Here is a 16254-nt window from a genome sequence, read left to right on the forward strand (position 1 = left end):
CGCCATGCACATCGTCTTCTTCGGCGATCAACACCTCGACTCCCTCGGGGGAGCGCAGGTGTCGATGCGGCTCCAGCGGGAGTTCCTGGAACGCGCCGGTCACACCGTGACGGTCGTGGCTCCGAAGATGCACGGGTCGCGCGCGTCGGCCGGCACCCACGGCGGCGCGTACGTCGACCTGCCGTCGATGCCGATCACGACGGATCGCGAATACTCGATGAGCTGGCCAGGGCGCGGCACCGATCGCTTCCTCGACAAGGCCATGACCCGCCGTCCGCCCGTCGACCTGGTGCACGTCCAGGCCGACTTCTGGGGAGCCTTCATCGGACACCGGTATGCGCAGCGCCACGGCATCCCGGTCGTGCACACCATGCACAACCGGGTCGACGTCGGTATCGCCGCCGTCACTCCGCTGCACCGCCCGGTGCTCGCGGCGCTCAACGCCTGGCGCGGCATCGCCCTGCGCGGCATCGCGGTTCCGTCGAAGGGGCGATACCCGGCGAAGGGAAGCGACGGGTGGGCGTTCCTGCGCGGCCTCGCCGCCGGGGCGTCCGCCGTGACGGCCCCCTCGACGCACTTCGCCCGCCGCCTCGAGCAGCACGACGTCTTCCCGCATGTGGACGTGATCTGGAACGGCATCGACGACGACGTCCGCGAGCAGACGCTCGCGGACAAGCCCGCAGACCGCGTGCCGGGGATACCGCGGTTCGTCTGGCTCGGCCGGATGAGCCCGGAGAAGCGTCTCCTTCCGTTCCTCGAGGCGTTCGTCGCTTCGGGAGTCGTCGCCGATCTGGAGATCATCGGGGGAGGCGCTCAGCGCGCAGCCGCCGAGAAGATCGTCCGCGCACGCGACGGCGTGCACTTCGCCGGACGCCTCACCTACTCGCAGACGTTGGCGCGCATCGCCGCCGCCGACGCGCTCGTGCAGACGTCGATCGGCTTCGAGACCCAGGGGATGACCCCTTTCGAGGCAGCCACCCTCGGAACGCCGTCGGTGATCTGCGACCCCGACATCGCCGCGGAACTCGGCGGCGGGCTGTGGGCCGTACCAGAGCCTGATGCGGAAGCAGGATCCGGGGTGGACCGGGAGGCTCGCCGACGCGTCGCGCTGGCTGAGACGCTGCGACGTGCGGCAGACGACATCGCGCGTGGGGCGGCTCCTGTTCCGCTGCCCGAGGTGGCCGAGGCGTTCCGACAGTCATCGCGCACGGCGGCGATGGTCGAGGTCTACGAACGGGTGCTCGCATGATCACGACGGCGCCGGCAGTCGTGTCTTCGAGCAGGCAGCCTCAGAAGAACTGGTAGAAGAGCGACGACATCCAGGTGGTCGCCATGCCGATGGCGCCCACTCCGGCGATGCCGATCGCGATGCCGGCGAGCAGGTGCGGGCCGGGCCGGCGTACGGCGACGAGCCCGAGGATGAACGCCAGGACGTATGCGACGAGGCTCACCACGCCGACCAGGCCGGAGAGGGCGTTGTACCAGCCGTAACCGTCAGCGGCGAAGTAGGCGAACGGCGCCGTCAGCGAGATGACGAGATTGACGGCGAAAGCGATCACCGCGATGAGGAACGCGACCGTTCCGAGCGGGTTCCCCGTGTCAGCGGGGTGCTGCGGCGCACCATAAGACGGAAGCGGTGCCGGCGGGTACTGGGGTGCTGCGGGGTGCTGCGGGGCGGGGTACTGCGGGGAGGGGTTCTGCGGTGCTGCGGGGTTCTGCGATGTCGTCGGGTACTGCGGAGACGCGGGCAGGTGCGGGGCGGGGGGACCGGAAGGTCGCTGAGACTCGCTCATGACGACGAGCGTAGCCCCCGCGGTCATGGTGCTGGTCAGCGGTAACCGTGCCCCGACTCGGCCTGCTGCCCGACATCGCGTCCTGCGAGGCGCGTCCAGTCGGTCGGGGTGCGACGGTATCCGTCGCGGCGCAGTTCGACGAAGGTGGCGATCGTGGCCCACGCGGCGAGGGCGAGGAGTGCGATGACGAGTATCATGGCAGAAACGCTACGTTCGATGCTGAACCGCCACGAGTGGCAGAATAGACTCTGAACGTATGAAAACTGCCAACCGGGAGTGTGTATGAAGACGGTCGCCTGTGTCATCCAGGACGGGTTCGCGCCCTTCGAGTTCGGCGTCGCCTGCGAGGCGTTCGGCCTCGACCGCGCCGATGACGGGGTGCCGAACTTCGACTTCCGCATTGTCGCTCCCCGTGCCGGCGTCGTGACGTCGAAGATCGGCTTCTCGGTGAACGTCGAGCACGATCTGGCCTTCGCCTACGAAGCCGACCTCGTGGTGTTCTGCCCTCTTCCCCGGGAGAACTGGGGCGACGTGGATCCGCTTCTGGTCGACGTCGCCCGCCATGCGGTCGACCGCGGCGCGTGGGTGATGAGCGTGTGCAGTGGATCGTTCATCCTCGCCGCTGCCGGGGTGCTCGACGGTCGACGCGCCACCACGCACTGGATGTACGCGCACGTCATGGCCGACATGTATCCGCAGATCGACATCGACCCCGACGTGCTGTTCGTGCAGGACGGCAAGATCATCACGAGTGCCGGCACCGCGGCGGGCATCGACGCCTGCCTGCATCTGCTCCGGCAGGAGGTGGGTGCCGAGCTCACCAACCGCATCGCCCGCCGGATGGTCGTGCCCCCGCAGCGCGACGGAGGCCAGGCACAGTTCATCGATCGCCCCATCCCCGTCGTCCCCACCGATTCGCTCGCCGCGGTCGCCGACTGGGCTGTCGAGCACCTGCGCGAAGACCTCGGTGTCGACCAGCTGGCGGCCAGGGCCCTCATGTCGCCGCGCACGTTCGCCCGCCGGTTCAAAGCCGAATACGGCGCGACGCCGGCGGCCTGGCTCGCGCGTCAGCGCATCATCCACGCGCAGCGGATGCTGGAGCGCACCGACCTGCCGCTCGAGCACATCGCCGACGAGTGCGGATTCGGTTCAGCGGCTGTGCTGCGGCAGAACTTCGCGAGAGTGCTCGGGCTGACCCCCACCGCCTACCGTGCGCGGTTCTCCTGTGCCGAGGAATCCGCGGTGCCCGCGGCCTGAGCCGGGCGGGTCCATCACGCAGCCGGATTCAGTGTCCAGGCCGGATTCAGTGTTCAGCCGGGGCCGCTGCTCAGCCAGGGTCGCTGCTCAGCCAGGGTCAGTGTTCAGGCCGGATTCAGTGTTCAGACCAGTGCGCCGGTGCGGGCAGTGCGACGTCGCGCACCTCGACCCCGTCCTTGGTGACGGCGGCGGTGCAGTAGAGCAGGGACTGCGTGGGGTAGCCGTGCGGCCGGTTGTCGCGGATGATCGCCCTGTCGTCTTCCGGAGGGAGCGCGGTCGAAGATGCGAGCAGGGCCGTCCACTCGGCCGTCCAGTCGTCGCTGTCGGCGGTCGGACCCAGGGCGCGGAATTCGGGCAGCCACGCCTGGATCCGCGGAGTCGTCGCATCGTCGAGATCGTCGTGCGCGATCATGTGCGTTCCGGGGTCGATGGGTGTCTCGCGAAGCTCGACGCCGTCCCACGAGAGCACTCTCGCGCCGGCGGGGCCCACCTCGAGCAGGTTGAAGCCGTGCATCGGCAGTGGCGCGACCGGCGATCGGCCCGTCACCGACTCCAGGGCGAGGGCGCCGCGGGACACCGCGTGAGCTGCGGGGAGGTCACGCACGTCCGCGCGGTTCAGCAGCACGGCGAGTCGTCCTTCTGCCGGGTTCGCGGCCAGCCACGCGCCGCCCGCTCGGCGGTCGCGGATACCCACCACGCCCGGGAAGTCGTCCGGCCACCAGGCTCCGAGGGAGTCCCAGGCCCGCAGCGGGTCTTCGTCGCGGACCGCCAGAAGTCGTGCGGATCCGGCATTCTCGACATCGATCACGACCGTGCACACGGCATCAAGTCTAGGTCGGCGGAACGATCGTCGGCCCGCGGCGGTGGATGCTGGGGCAGAATCGAGACGTGAACATCGTGGTCGGAGTCACAGGCGGCATCGCCGCGTACAAGACGGTGCATCTGGTGCGCCTGCTCACGAAGGGCGGCCACGACGTGACCGTGGTGCCCACCGCGGATGCGCTGCGCTTCGTCGGGCTGCCTACATGGGAGGCGATCAGTCGTCACCCCGTGACAACGAGCGTGCACGAGGATGTGGCACGGGTGCGGCACGTGGCTCTCGGTCAGGCGGCCGACCTCGTGATCGTGGCGCCGGCGACCGCGAACTCGATCGCGAAGATCACTGCCGGGCTCGCCGACGATCTTCTGGGGACCACCCTGCTCGCGACCGAGGCCCCGGTGCTGATCGCTCCGGCGATGCACGCCGAGATGTGGCGGAACAGGGCGACACAGGCGAACATCGCGACCCTGCGGGAGCGCGGTGTGCACCTGGTGGGTCCTGCCGACGGTGAGCTCGCCGGTGGTGACAGCGGTCCCGGCCGGATGTCGGAACCCGAGGAGGTCTTCGCCGCCGCGCAGGCGCTGCTGGCTCCCGGTGACCTCGCAGGCGTGCGGGTGGTGGTCTCGGCCGGCGGCACTCGCGAGCCGATCGATCCCGTGCGTTTCCTCGGCAACCGCTCCAGCGGCCGGCAGGGTGCGGCGCTCGCCGCGGAGGCGGCCGCTCGCGGAGCCGAGGTGACCCTGGTGTCGGCGAACATCTCGGGTGACGTGCTCGCCGACGTGCGGCATCCGTCGATCCGCGTCGTCGGCGTGGGCTCCGCGATCCAGCTCGCAGAGGTGATGAAGCGTGAGGCCGCAGAGTCGGACGTGATCGTGATGGCCGCCGCGGTCGCCGACTACCGACCGGTCGCGGTCTCGGAGCGCAAGCTCACCAAGGAGGGCGGCGGGGTACCCGCCATCGAGCTGATCGAGAACGAGGACGTCGTCGCAGCCCTGGCCTCTGCACGTCGCCCGGGTCAGCTCGTCGTCGGCTTCGCAGCCGAGACTCCGGAGGACGAGGCCGAACTGCTCGCTCGCGCTCGCGGCAAACAGCAGCGCAAGGGTGTCGACCTGCTGGTGGTGAACGAGGTCGGCTGGGAGCGCGGGTTCGAGAGCGCGGAGAATGCCGTGCACATCCTGGGCCCCGGGGGTGCGGTGGCGGCGATCGTCTCCGGCTCCAAACGCGCTGTCGCGTCCGCGATCTGGGACGCGATCGGACGGGAGCGCTGACGAGGCGGACGGACTGGAGGAGAATCTCGGCGAGTGCTAAACTTGAGTCAATAAGACTCAACTTTGATCCCGTCCTCCGACTTGGTGGACGGGAGACGACCAGAAGGAGCAACTCCAGGAGGAGCGCATGACCACCCCGCAGACCGGCAACCAGAACCAAGAGCAGCAGTCCGCCCTCGAGCAGTTCGGCATCAACCTCACCGACCGTGCCCGCGAAGGCAAGCTCGACCCCGTGATCGGACGCGACAGCGAGATCCGTCGGGTCAGTCAGGTGCTCACCCGACGCACGAAGAACAACCCCGTGCTGATCGGCGAGCCCGGCGTCGGTAAGACCGCCGTCGTCGAAGGCCTCGCCCAGCGCATCGTCGCCGGCGACGTCGCCGAGTCCCTCAAGGACAAGGAGCTTGTCACGCTCGACATCTCCGCCCTCGTGGCCGGCGCCATGTACCGCGGCCAGTTCGAGGAGCGGCTGAAGCAGGTGCTCAAGGAGATCACCGAGTCCGACGGGCAGGTCATCACGTTCATCGATGAGCTGCACGTGCTGATGGGCGCCGGTGGCGGTGAAGGCTCGGTCGCGGCATCCAACATGCTGAAGCCGATGCTGGCCCGCGGCGAGCTGCGACTGATCGGCGCGACCACCCTCAACGAGTATCGCGAGTTCATCGAGAAGGACGCAGCGCTCGAGCGCCGCTTCCAGCAGGTCTACGTCGGAGAGCCCACGGTCGAGGACACGATCGCGATCCTCCGCGGCCTCAAGGGTCGGTACGAGGCGCACCACGGGGTGACCATCTCCGACAGTGCTCTCGTTGCGGCTGCGGCCCTGTCGAACCGGTACCTGCCCGCGCGTCAGCTGCCCGACAAGGCGATCGACCTGATCGACGAGTCGATGTCGCGACTCAAGATGGAGATCGACTCGTCTCCGGTCGAGATCGACCAGCTCAAGCGTCAGGTCGACCGGATGAAGCTCGAGGAGCTCGCCCTCAAGCGCGAGAAGGACGCTGCGTCGAAGGAGCGACTGAGCGCCTTGCGCGAGCAGCTCGTCGGCATGGAGCGACAGCTCGCCGAGCTCGAAGCCCGCTGGGCGCGCGAGCGTCAGGGGCTGAACCGGGTGGGCGAACTCAAGAAGCAGCTCGACGACGCGATCACGCAGCGCGACCTCGCCATGCGCAATGCCGACTACACGAAGGCTTCGAAGCTCGAGTACGAGACGATCAAGCGCCTGGAGCGCGACATCGCGGAGGCCGAGCAGGCGGAGGACACCGCGTCGAGCGAGCCTCGCATGGTCAACGAGCAGGTGACCGAGGAGGACATCGCGGCCGTGATCGCCGCGTGGACCGGCATCCCCGTCGGCCGGTTGCTGCAGGGTGAGAGTGAGAAGCTGCTGCACCTGGAGAACGAGCTCGGCAAGCGCCTGATCGGGCAGAAGGACGCCGTGAAGGCCGTGTCCGACGCCGTCCGCCGTTCGCGCGCGGGGATCAGCGACCCCGGTCGTCCGACCGGATCGTTCCTGTTCCTCGGCCCGACCGGTGTCGGCAAGACCGAGCTTGCCAAGGCGCTGGCGGAGTTCCTCTTCGACGACGAGCACGCCATGGTGCGCATCGACATGTCGGAGTACGGCGAGAAGCACTCGGTGTCCCGGCTCGTCGGCGCCCCTCCCGGGTACGTCGGCTACGAGCAGGGTGGTCAGCTGACCGAGGCCGTGCGTCGCCGGCCGTACAGTGTGATCTTGCTCGACGAGGTCGAGAAGGCGCACCCCGAGGTGTTCGACGTGCTGCTGCAGGTGCTCGACGACGGTCGGCTGACCGATGGGCAGGGGCGCACGGTCGACTTCTCGAACGTGATCCTGATCCTCACCTCGAACCTGGGCTCGCCCATCCTCATCGACCCCGTGCTCGCACCCGATGAGAAACGCGACCAGGTGATGGCGCTCGTGCGGCAGGCGTTCCGTCCGGAATTCCTGAACCGCCTCGACGACATCGTGATGTTCTCGGCGCTGAGCGAAGACGACCTCGCACAGATCGTGGAGCTCTCGGTCGACCAGCTGCACGACCGGCTGAAGGACCGGCGACTCACCCTCGCGGTCACTCCGGATGCGCGGGCCTGGCTCGCCGAGCGCGGGTACGACCCCATGTTCGGTGCTCGTCCGCTGCGCCGCCTCATCCAGAGCGAGGTGCAGAACAAGCTCGCGACCGCGCTGCTCTCGGGCAACGTGCACGACGGCGACACGGTTCGCGTCGACGTGGCCGCCGACGGGATGGGCCTCGTGCTCACCTCGACGACGCCGGAGCCCGAGGCCGACTCCGACTCCGACGAGGATGACGTGATCGAGGCGGAGCTCCTCGAGGACTGACACGCCACGACTGAGCTGAACCGCTCGGACACAGAAGAGGGACCAGCGGGTGATCCGCGGGTCCCTCTTCTCGTGGGGTCTCGGCTTTGACGTGCGGGCTCAGCACTCTCGTGCAGGCTCAGCCGCGCAGACCGGAGGCCGCGGCGAGTGCGCGACCGGTGAGGGAGTCGTCGTCACGCACGATCTCGGACGGCGTCCCGCTGAAGATCAGGCTCCCGCCGTCGGATCCCGCCCCCGGACCGATGTCGATGATGTGATCGGCACGGGCGACCACTCGCAGGTTGTGCTCCACGACCACCAGCGTCGCTCCCTCCTCGAGCAGGTCGTCGAAGAGGAGGTTGATGGTGTCGACGTCGGAGGGGTGCAGGCCGGAGGTCGGCTCGTCGAGGATGATGCGGTCCGCCCGGTCGCGGTGCGGATCGCTGAGGTGGCGGGCCAGCAGCAGACGCTGCTTCTCCCCGCCGGACAGCGTGTCGAGCGACCGGCCGACCGGGATGTATCCCAGTCCGGTGCGCTGCACCCAGGCCAGGGCCTCGACCACGTCGGCATGGGCGGAGAAGAGGGCGCTGACCTCGGCCGGTGGTGCCGCCAGCACGTCGGCGATCGTGGCGCCGTCGACCTGCACGGCCAGAGCGGTCGGGTTGAAGCGCAGCCCGCCGCACGCATCGCAGGGGAGGGACACGTCGTCGAGGAACGCGAGCTCGGTCGTGATGTGGCCGCGGCCGCGACAGGTGGGGCACGCCCCGCGGGAATTGAAGCTGAACCAGGAGGGGTCGAGGCCGGAGGCATCCGCGAACACCGCCCTGACGGTGTCGGCGATGCGAAGGATGCTCAGGGTCGTGGATCGGACGCCGCCGCGCAGCGGTTCCTGTCCGACGACCGTGAAGTCCGGGTGCTGGCGTGGCAGCTCCGCGGTCGCGAACGAGCTCTTGCCGGAACCGGCGACTCCCGTGACGGCCGTGAGCACGCCCAACGGGATGTCGACGTCGAAACCTCGCAGGTTGTGCGAGCGCGCATCCCGCACCGTGATCCGGCCTGACGGTGCCCGTGTCGCTCGACGGATCGGCAACGGCTCGGCGAGCAGGCGCCCCGTCAGTGTGTCGCCGGCGCTGAGCTCGGCCGGCGTCCCCTCGAACTGCACGAGCCCACCGGCAGACCCCGCACCGGGACCGAGGTCGATGATGTGGTCGGCGACCGCGATCACCTGCGGGTGATGCTCGACGACGAGGATCGTGTTCCCGGCATCGCGCAGTCGTTGGAGCAGGGCGACGAGGCGCTGGATGTCGGCGGGGTGCAGCCCGGTGCTCGGCTCGTCGAACACGTAGGTGACGTCGGTGAGCGCGCTGCCGAGGTGTCGCACGATCTTGACGCGCTGCGCCTCGCCGCCGGACAGCGTCGCCGACTCGCGGTCGAGCGCGAGGTAGCCGAGGCCGACCGAGAGCAGGGCGTCGAGCGCATGACGGATCCCTTCGACCGCCGGTGCCACCCGTGGGTCGTCGAACTCCTCGAGCAGCGCGTGCAGCTCGGAGACCGGCATGCGCATCCAGTCCACGATCGAGCGCCCGGCGATGAGGCTGGCCCTCGCGGCTTCGTTCACGCGCGCGCCGCGGCAGTCGGGGCAGGTGTGATGCGTCACGAGTCGGTCGAGCTCTTCGCGCACGGAGGCTGACATCTTCACCGGACGCTGCTTGAGGAACACGTCGCGCATCCGCGTGATGACCCCGTCGAAGCGCGCGCTCTGCGGGAAACGCGGGTCGGGGTCCTCGAGCTTGAGCTTGTCGGCATAGAGGAATTGGTCCATCTCCTCGGCCGTGTAGTCCTTGAGCGGCTTCTCGCGGTCGAACAGTCCACAGTAGGCGAAGCGTTTCCAGCGGTACACGCCTGGACGGAACAGGCTGAACCGCACCGGGCCCTCGTCGATGTTCTTCTCGGGGTCGATCAGTTCATCGATGTCGATGTCGTACACCGTGCCGAGCCCTTCGCAGGTCGGGCACATGCCGGAGGGGTCGTTGAACGAGTACGCGGGGGAGTAGCCGGCTGACGGCTCGCCGACGCGGGAGAAGACGAGGCGCACGAGCGAGGCCAGATCGGTCGCGGTCGCCACGGTCGAGCGCGCGTTGCCCGTGAACCGACGTTGGTCGATCAGCACCGTGAACGTCAGACCGTCCATCGCCTGCACGTCCGGAGCGGGCAGCTGCGGCAGTCGCGAGCGGATGAACGTCGAATAGGAGTCGTTCACGAGCCGCTGCGCCTCGGCGGCGATCGTGTCGAGCACCAGCGACGACTTGCCCGAACCCGAGACGCCGGTGAAGACGGTCAGCAGCTTCTTGGGGACGTCGACGGAGACGTCGCGGAGGTTGTTCGTCCGTGCGCCGGTGATGCGGAGCATATCCATCCGCACACGCTAACGGGGCCCCCGGACAAACCGGAGACCCCGTTGACAGCGTCGGCGGGATCGGTCAGGCGCTGAGGACGACCGTCTCGTCGATGGGGCGACGCACGCGCGGGGCGACCTCGCGCTGCTGCAGCACCTCGGGCAGGGCCTCGATGTCGCCGAACTCGCCGACGGCGAAGACCGTGACCGGCGCGAACCGGGCCTCGAGGTCCGCGAACTCACGGACCACCTCGGGGTCGAAGCCGCTCATCTGGTGCACGAGCAGGCCGTCGTGGTGGGCCTGCACCGAGAAGTGCGCGACCGCCTGGCCGAGGTCGTAGAGTGCGTGCGTGATCGGGGTGCCATCGGCGGCGGCGGTCTCCGCGATCGCGACGACGAGCACCGCGGCGTTGCCTGCCCATGCCTGGTTGAAGCCCATCAAGGCGTCGACGACCTGGGCGTGGAGTGCAGTGCCGCGACGGGCGACGATGAAGCGCCAGGGCTGGATGTTGTTGGCGGACGGGCTCCAGCGGGCGGCCTCGAGGGCGGTCGCGAGCTTGGCCTCGTCGATCGAGTTCTGCGCGTCGAAGGCGCGGGGGCTCCAGCGGCCGGCGAGGACGTCGAGGACGGGGTGCTCGGTCGGGGCGGTGCGGTCGATCACGGGGGTGCTCACAGAAGTGCCTTTCGGAAGGAGTGGATCGGACTCCTTCGTCCGGGTACACGGGAGCAAACAGATGTATGTGCATGCATATTCCCGGATCGTCCGGATGCCCTCGATGGCCGGATCCCGCAGCGACCGGATGCCGATCGCGGTGACGAACAGCGTGACGGCGATCGCGAGCGCCACGGCCACGGGGCCGGCGGACGACACCTCGGCGACGTCGAGCCAGGCGATCGTGTAGGTCGCGACGGCCGCGACCGGGAAGGTGAACGACCAGAAGCCGAGTGTGAAGGGGAGCCGACGGTAACGCGGGATGGTGGCGACCTGCGCGGCGACGAGGAGCGTCATGAGACCGGCGAACGCGAACGAGAGCGGCGATGCGATGCCGTCGGTCAGGGCGAAGAGCGCGAGTCCGCCGACGGCCGGCGGGGCCATCAGCACCGCCAGGCTGGGGGTGAGCGCATCCGGCAGCGGGGGGCCGGCGACCAGGCGCACGAGCACGAGCGTCGTCATCACGACCCAGAAGAGGCATCCGACGCCGAACGCCGCCCATCCGAGCCCCGGCAGCCCGAGTGCCTCCGCGGCGGTCGCGGTGATGAATCCGCCGGCGACCGGCGGCAGGATGTACCCGCCGTGGATCGCGGCGAGCTCGATCCGGCCGGCCATCCAGGTGCTCACCAGCCAGCCCGCCCACACCGCGGTGCTGGTCATCGAGGCGATCACGATCGTCGAGCCCGCGACGGGGAGCGAGGGAAGCAGCCGGATGCCGATGAGCATCCATACCAGAGGGAGGATCACGGCGAACGGTGCCTGCACGGGGTCGCGGAGCTGCGCGCGCAGAGGTGTGCTGCTGCGCACGCCTCTCACGGTGTGCGCGGCGAGCAGTCCGATCGTCGCCATCGCCGACAGGCCCCAGAAGGCAGGGCCAACGGAAGCGGGCACCGGGGCGACGGCGGTGGCCGCCGACCAGGTCGACGCGACGCCGGCGAGGCCCAGCGCGATCGCCAGGGTGTTCAGCGGGATCCGTGCGGGAGGGTTCCGGCCGGAGCGGGTGCGCGTGGAAGAGGACATGTCGAGGTAACCTCTGACATTTTACTCCGCGGTTCACGAAGGTGGCGCGGATGCCGAAGGCGGCGCAGACCCCGAGGCTAGGCGGCGAGGTCGTGCGAGGCCGCGTCGGCGAGTGCGCTGCGCACGGCGCGAATCGAGGGAGCGTCCGCAGACACACGCCTCGCGGAGGAGAAGATCTCGCGCCGAGGCTCCTGCGGCAGCGGTGCCAGGTCGACCGTCGGGGTGTCACCCGCCCATACGAGCTCCGGCAGCAGTCCCACTGCGAGTCCGGCATGGATCAGCCGCACGTGGGCGGTGAGGTCGGCGATCTCGAAGCGCACATCGGGCTCGAACCCGGCGGTGCGGCACAGCTGCTCCGCCCAGGCGCGCGACGCGGTGCCGGCAGGTTCCAGCACCCAGGGTTCGTCGCGGGTCGACCACAGCGCGGCGACGGCGTCGGCGTGCGCGGGGGTCCCTGGCCGCCGCGCGAGGGCGATCGCGTCGTGTGCGAGCGCCACCCGGTCGAGGTCGGCGTGGATCGGGCGTGTGCGGCCCGGGTACTGCTCGGCGAGGATGAGGTCGAAGTCGCGGCTGGACACTCCGACGAGTCCGGTCTCCGGGTCGGACTCCGTGACCTCCACTCGCAGGGCAGGATGACGTTCCTTGAGGGCTTCGAGCCCGCGGGGCAGGAGCGAGTGTGCCGTGGACTGGAAGACCGCGATGCGCACGGTGCCCGTGACCTCGGTCAGGGACTCGGCGACGGCGACCTGGGCGTGCTCGAGCTGGTCGAGGATGCCGATGGCCTCGGCGACGAGCACGTTCCCCTGCGGCGTGAACTGCACCCCGCGCCCGACCCGGCGCAGCAGCGGCACGCCCACGTCGCGCTCCAGCGCACTGAGCTGCTGCGACACCGATGCCTTGCTGTAGGACAGGGCGTCGGCGACGGCCGACAGTGTCCCGCGACGCGACAGCTCCACCAGCATCCGCAGTCTGTTCACGTCGAGCACGGCGGGTCCTTCGTTCGGCGCCTATCGTTCAGAGGAACTGAACAGAATCCACGCAAATCGGTTGATAGACGGAGCCTACCGAGCGGCAGGACAATGATCCAGCCGCACACGAAATCCCGGTGTGCGCTCTCTTGGAAGGTCCCACCGATGCCTGTCGCCGCCGACACCACCACCCCCCGCACCGAAGACGTCGCCGCCCTGGTGCAGCGCTGGCTCGCCGAGAGCGAGACCCACCCCGTCGAGCCGGCCGCCCAGCGCCTCTCCGAGGTGCTCAAGGACCCGAACGGACTCGCGTTCACGGTCGGCTTCGTCGACGGCGTCATGCGCCCGGAAGACCTGCGCGTCGCCGGCCGCAAGCTCGCCGAGCTGAGCGACATCACCCCGTCGCTGCTGCCCGGATACCTGCGCGCCGCGATCAAGACCGGCGGCTTCTGGGCGCCGAAGCTCCCCGGCGTTGTCGTGCCGATCTCGCGCCGCGTGCTGCGCGCCATGGTCGGGCACCTCGTGCTCGACGCCACTCCGTCCAAGCTCGGCCCCGCCATCGCGAAGCTGCGCAAGAGCGGCAACCGCCTGAACCTCAACCTGCTCGGCGAGGCCGTGCTCGGAGAGCGGGAAGCCGGACACCGGCTGCAGGGCACCCGTGACTTCCTGGCCCGCGACGACGTCGACTACGTGTCGATCAAGGTCTCCAGCGTCGTGAGCCAGCTGTCGATGTGGTCGTTCGACGAGGCCGTGGCGGACGTCGTGGAGAAGCTCACCCCGCTCTACGAGCTCGCCGCGCGTGCCGAGGCCAAGGGCAAGGCCAAGTTCATCAACCTCGATATGGAGGAGTACCGCGACCTCGACCTGACGATCGCGGCCTTCACGAGCATCCTCGACCAGCCGGGCTTGGAGAACCTCGAAGCCGGCATCGTGCTGCAGGCGTACCTCCCCGACGCGCTCGGCGCGATGCAGCACCTGCAGGAGTGGGCAGCCGCCCGCCGCGCCAAGGGGGGAGCGCCGATCAAGGTGCGCGTCGTCAAGGGCGCGAACCTCGCGATGGAGGAGGTCGACGCCGCGATCCATGGCTGGCCGCTCGCCACCTACGGCACCAAGCAGGACTCGGACACCAACTACAAGCGGGTGCTCGACTGGGCGATGACGCCGGAGCGCCTGGACGCCGTGCGCATCGGGATCGCCGGCCACAACCTTTTCGACATCGCCTACACCTGGCTGCTCGCACAGGCCCGCGGGGTGGCAGACCCGACCGGCGCCGATCCCCTCGTCGAGTACGAGATGCTGCTGGGCATGGCGACCGGTCAGGCCGAAGCCGTCCGCAAGGACGTCGGCCGTCTGCTGCTCTACACGCCGGTCGTGAACCCGGCGGAGTTCGACGTGGCGATCGCGTACCTGGTGCGCCGCCTCGAGGAGAACGCCAGCCCGGAGAACTTCATGTCGGCGGTGTTCGAACTGGCCTCCAACCCCACGCTCCTCACCCGGGAGCGGGAGCGCTTCGAGCGTTCGCTTGCCGCGCTCGCGAACGACGATCCGCAGTACGTCCCCGCCGCCCATCGGGTGCAGGATCGGACAGCTGAGGCTCCCGCGGGAACGACCACGGGCTTCGCGAACCAGGCCGACACTGACCCCGCCATCGCGGCGAACCGTGCCTGGGGTCGCGAGATCCTGAGCCGTTCGGTCGGCTCGACGCTGGGTCTGGACAGCATCGCGCTGGCCAAGGTCGAGACGGACGCCGAACTCGACGGCATCTTCACCGCAGCGACCGCCGCCGCCGAGAAGTGGGCAGCGCTGCCGGCCGCCGACCGTGCCGCCGTGCTGCACCGCGCCGGCGACGAGCTCGCCGCGCGCCGTGGTCAGCTCATCGAGATCATGGCCCACGAGGCGGGCAAGACCATTGCCGAAGCCGACCCCGAGATCAGCGAGGCCATCGACTTCGCGCACTACTACGCCGAGCGCGCGAAGGACCTGGAGACCGTCTCCGGTGCCGAGTTCGTGCCGTCGAAGGTCACCGTGGTCACTCCTCCCTGGAACTTCCCGGTGGCGATCCCCGCCGGCGGTGTGCTCGCGGGCCTGGCCTCGGGTTCGGCCGTGATCATCAAGCCGGCCAAGCTCACCCAGCGCTGCGGTGCGGTGATGGTGGAGGCGCTGTGGGCCGCCGGTGTGCCGCGCGACCTGCTCGCGCTCGTCGATCTGGCTTCCCGCGACCTGGGCACGCGCCTCGTCGCCGGCCCCGCGGTGGACCGTGTGATCCTCACCGGGGCGTACGAGACGGCGCAGCTGTTCCGCTCGTTCCGCTCCGACCTGCCGCTGCTCGCCGAGACCAGCGGGAAGAACGCGATCATCGTCACCCCCTCAGCCGACCTCGATCTCGCGGCCGCCGACGTGGCCCGCAGCGCGTTCGGCCACGCAGGGCAGAAGTGCTCCGCCGCGTCGCTCGCGATCCTCGTCGGATCCGTCGCCGACTCGAAGCGGTTCGAGCGTCAGCTGGTGGATGCGGTGACCTCGATGCGCGTCGGCCTGCCCGACGACCCGGCCACGCAGATGGGTCCGATCATCGAGCCCGCGAACGGCAAGCTGCTCACCGCGCTCACGAAGCTCGAGAAGGGCGAGCGCTGGCTGGTCGAGCCGCGCAAGCTCGACGACGAGGGCAAGCAGTGGACGCCCGGCGTGAAGACCGGTGTGCGCGAGGGATCGTACTTCCACCTGACCGAGTTCTTCGGGCCGGTGCTCGGCATCATGCACGCCAAGGATCTGGACGAGGCGCTGCGCCTGCAGAACGCGGTCGACTATGGCCTGACCGCGGGCATCCACTCGCTCGACTCCGACGAGGTCGCCACCTGGCTCGACCGTGTCGAGGCCGGCAACCTGTACGTGAACCGCGGCATCACCGGGGCGATCGTGCAGCGTCAGCCGTTCGGCGGCTGGAAGCGCTCGGCGGTCGGCGCGGGCGCCAAGGCCGGTGGCCCGAACTACCTCTTCGGTCTCGGCGAGTGGACGCCGGCCGAGCTCCCGGCCGCGGCGCCGGGTGCGGCCGTCGTCCCCGTCGTGCGGGCACTGCTGGAGGCGGCGTCCTCCGAGGTGGACGCGACCGAGGCCGAGTGGCTGCAGCGTGCTGCCGCATCCGACGAGCATGCCTGGATCGACGAGTTCGGCGCCGTGAGCGACAAGTCCGGCCTCGGGGTCGAGCGCAACCTGTTCCGCTACCGTCCCGTCGCCGTCGACGTGCGCATCGCCGACGACGCTCCTCTGGTGGATGGCCTCCGTGTGCTCGCGGCCGCCCTGCGCAGCGGCAGCCCGTTCACGGTGTCGGCTCCCGCTCTGCCCTCTCGCGTCGAGAAGGCCCTGCGCGCGCACGGCGTGACCGTCAAGCACGAATCGGACGCGGCGTGGACCAAGCGCTACGCCAAGGCCGCGAACTCGTGGCACCGCGTGCGTCTGGTCGGCGGCGACGCCGCGGCCCTCCACGAGGCGCTCGGCGGAAGCCCGGATGTGGCGGTCTGGTCGCACGCCGTGACCGGGGCGGGACGGGTCGAGATGCTTCCGTTCCTGCACGAGCAGGCCGTATCGATCACGAACCACCGCTTCGGCAACCCCACCACCCTGGCCGACGGCGTGATCTGACCTGACCCTTCGCCGAGACCCATCGGCCACAACGAAACCCACCGTCGCTGACGTCT

The 16254-nt window shown here is 69.6% G+C and carries 11 protein-coding genes and 1 pseudogene; 5 read left to right on the forward strand and 7 right to left on the reverse strand.

The window, feature by feature from the left end; genetic code table 11:
- Nucleotides 1-4: 4 nt before the first annotated feature.
- Nucleotides 5-1249 (forward strand): glycosyltransferase, encoded by a 1245-nt coding sequence (locus ILP86_RS01445; RefSeq protein ID WP_193761210.1) that lies wholly within the window; start codon nt 5-7, stop codon nt 1247-1249.
- A gap of 40 nt (nt 1250-1289) precedes the next feature.
- Here ILP86_RS01445 and ILP86_RS01450 read toward each other — a convergent pair whose 3' ends face one another.
- Complete coding sequence (locus ILP86_RS01450) at nt 1290-1793, reverse strand: hypothetical protein (protein WP_193762035.1); 504 nt, start codon at nt 1791-1793, stop codon at nt 1290-1292.
- Nucleotides 1794-1828: 35 nt separating this feature from the next.
- On the reverse strand, nt 1829-1990 hold the full coding sequence (locus ILP86_RS01455) for a hypothetical protein (RefSeq protein ID WP_193761211.1): 162 nt from the start codon (nt 1988-1990) through the stop codon (nt 1829-1831).
- A gap of 85 nt (nt 1991-2075) precedes the next feature.
- Here ILP86_RS01455 and ILP86_RS01460 point away from each other — a divergent pair, with 85 nt between their 5' ends.
- Complete coding sequence (locus ILP86_RS01460) at nt 2076-3050, forward strand: GlxA family transcriptional regulator (protein ID WP_046748727.1); 975 nt, start codon at nt 2076-2078, stop codon at nt 3048-3050.
- A 115-nt stretch (nt 3051-3165) separates the two neighbouring features.
- Here the strand turns inward: ILP86_RS01460 and ILP86_RS01465 are convergent, their stop codons facing one another.
- Entirely contained in the window at nt 3166-3870 is a 705-nt protein-coding gene (locus ILP86_RS01465; RefSeq protein ID WP_193761212.1) for an NRDE family protein, read from the reverse strand.
- A gap of 68 nt (nt 3871-3938) precedes the next feature.
- On the opposite strand from ILP86_RS01465, the gene coaBC reads away from it, so the two are divergent.
- On the forward strand, nt 3939-5138 hold the full coding sequence (gene coaBC / locus ILP86_RS01470; protein ID WP_193761213.1) for a bifunctional phosphopantothenoylcysteine decarboxylase/phosphopantothenate--cysteine ligase CoaBC: 1200 nt from the start codon (nt 3939-3941) through the stop codon (nt 5136-5138).
- Nucleotides 5139-5265: 127 nt separating this feature from the next.
- Complete coding sequence (locus ILP86_RS01475) at nt 5266-7488, forward strand: ATP-dependent Clp protease ATP-binding subunit (RefSeq protein ID WP_082738409.1); 2223 nt, start codon at nt 5266-5268, stop codon at nt 7486-7488.
- 118 nt (nt 7489-7606) lie between these two features.
- On the opposite strand, the gene ILP86_RS01480 is transcribed toward ILP86_RS01475, so the two are convergent.
- From ILP86_RS01480 to ILP86_RS01490, 4 genes and pseudogenes are all read right to left on the reverse strand, one after another.
- Nucleotides 7607-9883, reverse strand: coding sequence for an excinuclease ABC subunit UvrA (locus tag ILP86_RS01480; RefSeq protein ID WP_218867278.1), 2277 nt, complete (start codon nt 9881-9883; stop codon nt 7607-7609).
- 64 nt (nt 9884-9947) lie between these two features.
- Nucleotides 9948-10535, reverse strand: coding sequence for a nitroreductase family protein (locus tag ILP86_RS19525; RefSeq protein WP_308431921.1), 588 nt, complete (start codon nt 10533-10535; stop codon nt 9948-9950).
- A gap of 138 nt (nt 10536-10673) precedes the next feature.
- Nucleotides 10674-11594: pseudogene (locus ILP86_RS19530) on the reverse strand (transporter); the annotation flags it as partial.
- Between the two features lie 77 nt (nt 11595-11671).
- Nucleotides 11672-12580 (reverse strand): LysR substrate-binding domain-containing protein, encoded by a 909-nt coding sequence (locus tag ILP86_RS01490; RefSeq protein ID WP_058631741.1) that lies wholly within the window; start codon nt 12578-12580, stop codon nt 11672-11674.
- Nucleotides 12581-12727: 147 nt separating this feature from the next.
- Here ILP86_RS01490 and ILP86_RS01495 point away from each other — a divergent pair, with 147 nt between their 5' ends.
- Nucleotides 12728-16198 (forward strand): bifunctional proline dehydrogenase/L-glutamate gamma-semialdehyde dehydrogenase, encoded by a 3471-nt coding sequence (locus ILP86_RS01495; protein WP_193761215.1) that lies wholly within the window; start codon nt 12728-12730, stop codon nt 16196-16198.
- The last annotated feature ends 56 nt before the right edge of the window (nt 16199-16254 follow it).

This window comes from Microbacterium sp. R1 (genome assembly GCF_015159725.1).
Lineage (GTDB): Bacteria > Actinomycetota > Actinomycetes > Actinomycetales > Microbacteriaceae > Microbacterium > Microbacterium oxydans.

Excerpts from the sequence above, each read along its gene's own strand:
- ILP86_RS01445 (WP_193761210.1), top strand. The coding sequence starts at position 5 with ATGCACATCGTCTTCTTCGGCGATCAACACCTCGACTCCCTCGGGGGA.
- ILP86_RS01450 (WP_193762035.1), bottom strand. The coding sequence starts at position 1,793 with ATGAGCGAGTCTCAGCGACCTTCCGGTCCCCCCGCCCCGCACCTGCCC.
- ILP86_RS01455 (WP_193761211.1), bottom strand. The coding sequence starts at position 1,990 with ATGATACTCGTCATCGCACTCCTCGCCCTCGCCGCGTGGGCCACGATC.
- ILP86_RS01460 (WP_046748727.1), top strand. The coding sequence starts at position 2,076 with ATGAAGACGGTCGCCTGTGTCATCCAGGACGGGTTCGCGCCCTTCGAG.
- ILP86_RS01475 (WP_082738409.1), top strand. The coding sequence starts at position 5,266 with ATGACCACCCCGCAGACCGGCAACCAGAACCAAGAGCAGCAGTCCGCC.
- ILP86_RS01480 (WP_218867278.1), bottom strand. The coding sequence starts at position 9,883 with ATGGATATGCTCCGCATCACCGGCGCACGGACGAACAACCTCCGCGAC.
- ILP86_RS01495 (WP_193761215.1), top strand. The coding sequence starts at position 12,728 with ATGCCTGTCGCCGCCGACACCACCACCCCCCGCACCGAAGACGTCGCC.